Annotated in this window: 6 protein-coding genes; all 6 read right to left on the reverse strand. The window is 38.1% G+C overall.

Annotated features, from left to right (window positions below; genetic code table 11):
- A partial coding sequence (locus tag VMW81_08800; GenBank protein ID HUU51039.1) for a GTP-binding protein occupies positions 1-111 on the reverse strand: 111 nt, incomplete at its 3' end.
- Positions 112-157: 46 nt separating this feature from the next.
- On the reverse strand, positions 158-2,257 hold the full coding sequence (gene fusA / locus VMW81_08805; protein HUU51040.1) for an elongation factor G: 2,100 nt from the start codon (positions 2,255-2,257) through the stop codon (positions 158-160).
- 27 nt (positions 2,258-2,284) lie between these two features.
- Positions 2,285-2,755, reverse strand: coding sequence for a 30S ribosomal protein S7 (gene rpsG / locus VMW81_08810; protein HUU51041.1), 471 nt, complete (start codon positions 2,753-2,755; stop codon positions 2,285-2,287).
- Positions 2,756-2,797: 42 nt separating this feature from the next.
- A complete protein-coding gene (gene rpsL / locus VMW81_08815) occupies positions 2,798-3,169 on the reverse strand; it encodes a 30S ribosomal protein S12 (protein HUU51042.1) in 372 nt (123 codons plus the stop codon).
- 153 nt (positions 3,170-3,322) lie between these two features.
- The gene (rpoC, locus tag VMW81_08820; protein ID HUU51043.1) at positions 3,323-7,414 is read right to left on the reverse strand and encodes a DNA-directed RNA polymerase subunit beta'; all 4,092 of its coding nucleotides are present in this window, start codon (positions 7,412-7,414) and stop codon (positions 3,323-3,325) included.
- Between the two features lie 62 nt (positions 7,415-7,476).
- On the reverse strand, positions 7,477-8,967 hold a 1,491-nt coding region (locus VMW81_08825), incomplete at its 5' end, for a DNA-directed RNA polymerase subunit beta (protein HUU51044.1).

Below are 8,967 nucleotides of genomic sequence, written 5' to 3' on the forward strand. Positions count from 1 at the left end.
GCTCAAAACCTTCGTGATCGCCGACGTCAACGTCGTCTTCCCATGATCAACATGACCTATCGTCCCAACATTTATATGAAGCTTGGTACGCTGAAATTTCGCCTTTGACATCCCCTAACCCTCCTCTGTGCTTGTTAAAAAAATTATTAAATTAAATTTATGAAGCAACTGTGACTTTTTTATGATCATGAAGCATATCCACTTTTGATATTATATGATCGATAATATTAACAGGGACTTCATTATAATATGCAAACTGCATTGTAAAAGTCGCTCTTCCCTGTGTCGCAGATCTTAAGTCAGTTGCATATCCAAACATCTCTGAAAGAGGAACAAAAACTTTAACGACTCGAGCTCCAGCCCGCATATTCATTCCGCTAATCTTGCCCCTGCGAGAATTTAAATCTCTCATAACATCTCCCAGATACTCTTCAGGTACAATCACCTCAGCCTCCATAATGGGTTCGAGTAAAACAGGCTTTGCCCTTTGAACCCCATCTTTAAAGGCCATTGATGCGGCAATCTTAAAAGCCATCTCTGAGGAATCAACCTCGTGAAAAGAACCATCATAAACAGTAACCCTTATATCAATAACATGATATCCACCTACTACACCACTTTCCATGGCTTCCATAACACCCTTTTTGATAGCAGAGATATATTCTTTTGGAATAACTCCTCCAATAATTTTATTCTCAAACTGAAAACCTTCTCCCCTTTTTAAGGGCTCTAATCTTAAGAAAACATGACCATACTGTCCTCTTCCCCCACTCTGGCGGATAAATTTTCCTTCTGCCTCTACTTCTCTTTGAATGGTTTCTTTATAAGAGACTTGAGGTTTAGAAATATTTGCATCAACCTTAAATTCTCTGAGAAGTCTATCTACTAATATCTCTAAATGTAATTCTCCCATTCCTGAAACAAGAGTTTGACCTGTCTCATCATGACTCTTTACTACGAATGTGGGATCTTCTTGTGCTAATTTGTTTAATGACGTTAAGAGCCTTTCCCCATCATTTTTTGTCTTTGGTTCTATTGCTACAGATATTACCGGTTCAGGAAACCTCATCGATTCTAAAATGAGTGGATTTTTCTTGTCACATACAGTATCACCTGTGAGAGTATTTTTAAAACCTATAATCGCCACGATATCACCTGCCATAACCTCTTTAACTTCTTCCCTTTTGTTTGCATGCATCTTAAATAAGCGAGCTACCCTCTCTTGACAATCTTTACTAGCATTATAAACATATGAGCCTGTCTTCAAGGAACCAGAATAGACCCTTGTGAAAGCTAATTGACCCACATATGGATCTGACCATATCTTAAAAACCAAAGCAGAGAAAGGTTCATCAAACCCAGATAGTCTTATCTCTTCTTTATCATTTTGAGGATTAATACCCTTAATAGGCGGAACCTCTGTAGGTGCCGGAAGATATTTTACTATAGCGTCCAATAAAGGCTGGATCCCTTTATTTTTAAAGGCTGAGCCACATAAAACGGGTACGATTTTGTTCTCTAAAGTTAATTTCCGCAATCCTTGTTCTATTTGGTCTACTGAAATATCTTCTCCATTGAGATATTTTTCGAGTAATGATTCATCTTCTTCCACTATAATCTCAACCATTTTGTCTCTATACTCTTTTGCTTGTTCTTTATAATTTTCTGGTATCTCCTCTTCACGAAAAGTGGCTCCCAGAGACTCCTCATCATAAACAAACGCTTTCATGGTTATTAAATCTATCACTCCTATAAAATTTTCTTCTGAACCCAAAGGGATCTGGAGCAAAACCGGATTTGCTGCTAGTCTCTCTTTCATCATATTGATACAATTGAAAAAATCTGCCCCAATCCTATCCATCTTATTTATAAAGGCAATCTTGGGAACAGAGTATTTTTCTGCCTGTCTCCATACAGTTTCAGACTGAGGTTCCACTCCTCCAACAGCACAAAAAACTCCTACAACCCCATCCAAAACCCTTATAGACCTCTCTACTTCTACAGTAAAATCTACATGTCCCGGTGTATCAATAATATTAATCCGATGTTCTTTCCAGAAACAGGTGGTTGCCGCCGAGGTTACCGTTATTCCCCTCTCTTGTTCCTGCTCCATCCAATCCATAACGGCCGAACCTTCATGAACCTCTCCCATTTTATATGAAACACCGGTATAATATAGAATTCTTTCTGTAGTCGTCGTCTTCCCCGCATCAATATGGGCTATGATTCCGATATTTCGAGTTTTATCCAGACCCATTTTTTTATCCAATCGAAAAACCCCCTCTTACCATCTATAGTGGGCAAAGGCCTTATTGGCTTCTGCCATCTTATGTGTATCTTCTCTCTTCTTTACAGCATTACCTGTCTTATTAGTAGCATCTATTAACTCTGCAGATAACTTTTCCTGCAAGGTTTTCCCCGGTCTCTCTCTAGAGGCATTTAAAATCCACCTGATGCTCAGAGAAATCCCCCTTTCGCCTCGGACATCTATTGGTACTTGATAGGTGGCCCCTCCAACGCGCCTTGATTTAACCTCTACCATAGGTTTAACATTCTCAATTGCGGATTTAAAAATATCTAAAGGTTCCTTATTTGTCTTCTTATTTACGAGATCCATCGCTTTATAAAAAATTATCTCAGCAAGGCTCTTTTTCCCATCCTTCATGATACCATTGATAAACTTGGCAACAAGCAAATCATTATATTTGGGGTCTCGCAATATCTTTCTTTTACTAACAATCTTTTTTCGAGGCATAAAAAAATCTCCTTCAGCTAATCGGTCTTTTTAGCAAAATTATTATTTAGGTTTTTTGGAACCGTATTTTGATCGACTCTGCTTTCTATCTTGTACTCCTATAGTATCTAAGGTTCCACGGATAGTATGATATCTGACCCCAGGAAGGTCCTTGACTCTTCCCCCTCTAATAAGAATAATTGCATGCTCTTGTAAATTATGACCAATTCCTGGAATATAAGTGGTAACCTCCATCCTGTTTGTCAATCTAACCCTCGCTACCTTTCTTAGCGCTGAATTAGGTTTCTTAGGAGTAGATGTGTAAACCCTTAAACATACACCTCTCTTTTGAGGACAACCTTTTAAAGCAGGACTGTCTGTTTTATTTTTACTTCTTTTTCTTCCTTTTCTAACTAATTGACTGATAGTAGGCAATCAAACCTCCTTAGCAAAAAAATCGTTAAAATTTTAAAATTGATTCAAAGAGATCTACCTTCCCCTGCAATGAAGAAAAACCTTCCGAAAATATCAAACTCTATATTATTTGTCAATATTTTTGTAATAAAATTTACATTTATCATCATATTTCTAACTCGCTGCACTTAACCCGACTCCTCCCTCACTTTTCTTATATTCCTCTTCTATTTTGATATCGAATCCTTGGAATTCTCTCGCACCCGTTCCTGCAGGAATTAATCGACCCATGATTACATTTTCCTTCAAACCTCTCAATTGATCAATCATACCACTCACGCTTGCTTGGGTGAGAACGCGAGTGGTCTCTTGGAATGAAGCTGCGGAGATAAAGCTGTCAGTATTTAAAGAAGCCTTTGTGATACCTAACAGAACTGGCTTCCCTTTGGCGGGTTTCCCTTTTTTTGAAATCACTTTTTCATTTTCTTTAATAAAGAGATTCTTAGAAACCTGTTCACCAACAAGAAAACCAGTGTCCCCTTCATCTTCTATTACTATCTTTCTCAACATCTGTCTAACAATGATTTCAATATGTTTGTCATCTATAATAACTCCCTGTAATCTATACACCTGCTGAACTTCGTTAACTAAATATTTCTCCAGCTCTTTTTCACCTAAAACATCGAGAATATCATGGGGATTTGCTGCCCCATCCATCAAAGGCTCACCAGCTTTTACCTTATCACCCTCATGGACATTAACATGTTTTCCTCTGGGTATCAGATACTCCCTCTCTTCGGTACCATCTCCACTAACAATAACCTTTCTCATACCCTTTTCCATACCACCAAATTTCACAATACCATCAATCTCAGTTATGATGGCTTGCTCTTTTGGTTTTCTCGCCTCAAACAATTCAGCTACTCGTGGTAAACCTCCTGTAATATCTTTTGTTTTAGTAGTTTCCCTCGGTATCTTTGACAAAACATCCCCCGCAAACACCATGCTTCCCTCAGCTACAGCAATATGAGCGCCTGCAGGAAGGAGGTATCTTGCTATCGTTTTGTTATTTTTGTCTTTAATTGATATTCGAGGTTGCCGTTTTTCATCTTGATGCTCCATGAGTACCTTCTGAGAAAGACCCGTAACCTCGTCCAACTCTTCCTTCATAGTAACTCCCTCAACAATGTCTCCAAAGGCTATTCTTCCACTCGCTTCAGTTAAAATCGATATCGTATAGGGATCCCACTCCACCAATTTCTCTCCTTCAGAGATTTTCTGACCGTCCCTCATCTTAAGTTTAGCACCATATACCATAGGATATTTTTCTTTCTCTCTTCCCTGTTCATCTTGAATAACAATACTCCCGTTTCTGTTCATAACCACAATATCACCAGCTTTGTTCGTTAATGTCCTCAGGTTGAGATATTTCAAAATACCACCTTTTTTTGCCTGAAGGGCTGTTTGTTCGACTATTCTGCTAGCTGTTCCACCGATATGAAATGTCCTCATTGTTAACTGTGTACCTGGTTCTCCTATAGATTGAGCAGCGATGACTCCGACAGCTTCTCCAATCTCTGACATTCCTCCTGTTGCCAAGTTTCTTCCATAACACTTTGCGCAAACACCAAAATCTGCCTCACACGTTAAAACAGATCTGATTTTAACTCTTTCAACTCCGGCATTTGCTATTTTTTCTACTGCTTCCTCATCAATCATTTCATTCACTTTAATAATGATTTCCTCAGAGAAGGGATCTACAATGTCTTCTATAGCTATCCTGCCAAGAATTCTCTCACTGAGATGCATGATAATCTCCCCACCTTCAACAAGGGCGGTTACTGAAATTCCATTTAATGTTTTACAATCCTCTTCCAAGATTATCATATCTTGAGCTACGTCAACCAATCGTCGTGTAAGATATCCGGAATTAGCTGTTTTTAAGGCTGTATCAGCTAAGCCTTTCCGCGCACCATGGGTAGAGATAAAATATTGTAATACGGTTAGTCCTTCACGGAAATTTGAAGTAATGGGTGTTTCGATAATCTCGCCTGAAGGTTTTGCCATAAGGCCTCTCATTCCGGCAAGCTGACGAATTTGTTGTGAGCTGCCTCTCGCCCCAGAATCTGCCATTATGAAAATTGGATTAAAGTCTCTTTTCTTTCCATCAACTCCTTTCATTATACTTTCATCATCAGTTTCTAACTCTCTAAACATTTCTTCAGAAACCTTTTCTGTAACATGGGCCCAGATATCGATAACCTTATTATATCTTTCTCCATTCGTAATTAAACCGTCTCTATACTGCTTCTCTACTCTTAAAACCTCTTTTCTGGCTTTCTCTACTAGTTCCTCCTTCTTTAAAGGAATATGCATATCATCAACTGATATAGATATACCAGCCTGTGTAGCATAATGAAAACCTATTTCTTTAAGCTCGTCTAGAAATTGAACTGTTCTTTCTCTCCCGACTTTTTTGAAGTTTTCGGATACTAAATCTATTAAATTCTTTTTATTCATTTGTTTATTAACGCTTGAGAAAGGAATTTCACTGGGTAAAATCTCATAAAGCAAAACCCTTCCAACAGTCGTATTAACTAATTCTCCATCAATCCTCACTTTAATCCTTGCCTGCAATTCTACTTCTTTATGATCAAACGCAACTCTTACTTCATCTATATCTGAAAATACTTTTCCTTGACCCTTAGAACCACCTCTTTCCTTTGTAAGATAGTAGCAACCAAGGACCATGTCTTGACTCGGAACCGCTAAGGGCTTCCCATTAGCCGGAGAAAGAATATTATTTGATGACAACATTAATATCCGAGATTCAATCTGTGCATCTGTAGAAAGAGGAATGTGAACTGCCATTTGATCTCCATCAAAATCGGCATTAAAAGCAGCACATACTAATGGATGAATCTTTATGGCTTTCCCTTCAATAAGAACAGGTTCAAAGGCTTGTATGCCGAGACGGTGCAAAGTCGGTGCTCTGTTTAATAAGACACAGTGTTTTTTGATTACCTCATCTAAAACATCCCATACTTCGGTACTTTCTTTCTCCACTAATCTTTTTGCACTTTTAATGGTTGTGACGATTCCTTTCTCTTCAAGTTTATTATATATAAAAGGTTTGAAAAGTTCTAAAGCCATCTTTTTGGGTAAACCACACTGATGAAATTTTAACTCTGGACCAACCACGATAACCGACCTTCCAGAATAATCAACCCTCTTGCCCAATAAGTTCTGTCTAAACCTTCCCTGCTTTCCTTTTAACATGTCACTCAATGATTTAAGGGGCCTTCTATTGGGACCCCTTATAACTCTTCCTCTCCGCCCATTATCAAAAAGGGCATCCACTGCCTCTTGGAGCATCCTTTTTTCATTTCTAATAATTATTTCGGGTGCTTTTAGCTCTTGAAGCCTTATCAATCTATTATTTCTATTAATGACTCTTCTATAAAGATCATTCAAATCAGAGGTTGCAAAACGACCTCCATCTAATGGAACTAAAGGACGGAGCTCTGGAGGAAGAACAGGAATAACATCTAAAATCATCCATTCAGGTTTATTTCCAGATTTTCTAAAGGCCTCAACAATTTTTAAACGCTTTATGATCTTTTTCTTTTTTTGGAGAGAAGTAGAGTCATTCAGCTCTTTCTTTAATTTTTTGGCAAGCTTTTGTAGATCTAACCTTTTGAGGAGTTCACAAACAGCCTCTGCTCCCATAGCTGCACTAAAACCATCTCCATGTTCTTCTTTAAGCTCTCTATATCTCTCTTCGGTCAGAAGCTCCCTTTCTTTTAATGGGGTCTTCCCAGGATCAATTACTACATAGTTTTCAAAATAGAGGATTCTTTCCAGTGAATTGAGAGTCATATCTAATAGGTTACCTATTCGACTTGGAAGTGCTTTCAAAAACCAGACATGTGAAACAGGACAAGCCAAATCTATATGTCCCAACCGCTCCCTCCTGACTTTCGATTGAATGACCTCAACCCCACACTTCTCACATACAACGCCTCTGTGTTTCATTCTCTTGTATTTCCCACAGTTGCATTCCCAGTCTTTTACCGGTCCAAATATCTTCGCACAGAAAAGCCCATCTCTCTCTGGTTTAAAAGTTCTGTAATTGATGGTCTCAGGTTTTTTCACCCCCCCTGAAGACCAAGCCCGAATTTTTTCCGGAGATGCAATTTTTATTCTTATTGCATCAAATCTTAAAGTGTCCTTTGGCTTTTCAAATAAATTTAATATATCGTCCAATTTTTACTCCTTGAATTTTAAACTACTAATAAATAATTAATGAAAGAAATCCTTTAAATTAACTACTTAGATTCCTTCTCATTTTCAATAAGCTCAATATCCAAGCAAAGGCTCTGTAACTCTTTTATCATTACATTAAATGATTCAGGAAGACTTGGTTCAAGAACATTATTGCCTTTAACAATAGACTCATACATCCTTGTCCGTCCAGAAACATCATCAGATTTTACTGTGAGCATTTCCTGAAGAGTTTTTGCAGCGCCATAAGCCTCTAATGCCCATACCTCCATTTCTCCTAATCTCTGTCCACCAAATTGAGCCTTTCCGCCTAAAGGCTGTTGTGTTACTAAGGAATATGGTCCTGTTGATCTGGCATGGATCTTATCATCAACCAAGTGATGTAATTTCATCATATATATATCACCAACCACAACTTCTTGTTCGAAGGGCTCACCTGTGTAACCGTCATACAAAATGGTCCTTCCCGACTCTGAGAGACCAGCCTCTTTCAGAACGTCTTTTATATTACTCTCCCGAGCCCCATCAAAAACAGGCGTTGAAAAATAACATCCCAACTTCTTTGCAGCCCAGCCTAAATGGGTTTCTAAAATCTGACCGACATTCATCCTTGAAGGAACTCCTAAAGGATTTAAAATAAGCTCGATAGGTGTACCATCTGGGAGATAAGGCATATCTTCTTCTGGAACGATTTTCGCAAGAACACCTTTATTCCCATGCCTCCCTGCCATCTTATCACCAACGGATAGTTTTCTTTTCATGGCTAAATATACCTTTATCAACTTTATCACCCCAGGTGGTAGTTCGTCCCCCTTTCTTAATTTTGATATCTTCTCATTCATCAAAGTCTCAAGAATATGAATTTGATCTTTAGCTTTTTCGTCTATTTCTTTAATCCTATCCTCCATTTCAACATCTTTAACCTCAATATTCATTAAATACTTATCATCTATCTTGTTTAATATCTCAGCAGTTATCTTCGCTTTTGCTGGAATGAGTGTTTTCCTAGTTTTTGGATGAGGAAATTTTGTCAACACAACCTGACCAAGCAACATATTTCTTATCCTTTTATCTCTTTCTTGTTCTACTATCTTTATTTCATCCTTAAAGTCTTTTTCAATTTTAGCTATTTCTTCCTCTTCTATCGTCAACATCCTTGAATCCTTCTCTATACCTTTCCTAGAAAAGACCTTAACATCTATGACTGTTCCTTCTATGCCAGGAGGGACAATTAATGAAGAGTCTCTCACATCCCCTGCCTTTTCTCCAAAAATAGCCTTTAATAGCTTTTCTTCTGGGCTTAATTGAGTCTCTCCTTTAGGAGTCACCTTTCCAACAAGAATATCTCCATGTTTTACATGAGCTCCAATTCTAATAATACCACTTTCATCGAGATCCTTAAGGGTTTCCTCTCCTACATTGGGGATATCTCTGGTTATCTCCTCTTTTCCCTGCTTGGTATCTCTTGCCTCAATTTCAAACTCTTCTATATGAATAGAGCTAAAGATATCCTCTTTGACAACCTTTTCACTAAT

The sequence above is a fragment of the Nitrospinota bacterium genome (assembly GCA_035528715.1).
Taxonomy (GTDB): domain Bacteria; phylum JADFOP01; class JADFOP01; order DATKYB01; family DATKYB01; genus DATKYB01.

Coding starts and splice junctions, on each gene's coding strand:
- fusA (HUU51040.1), bottom strand. CDS start 2,257: ATGGGTCTGGATAAAACTCGAAATATCGGAATCATAGCCCATATTGAT.
- rpsG (HUU51041.1), bottom strand. CDS start 2,755: ATGCCTCGAAAAAAGATTGTTAGTAAAAGAAAGATATTGCGAGACCCC.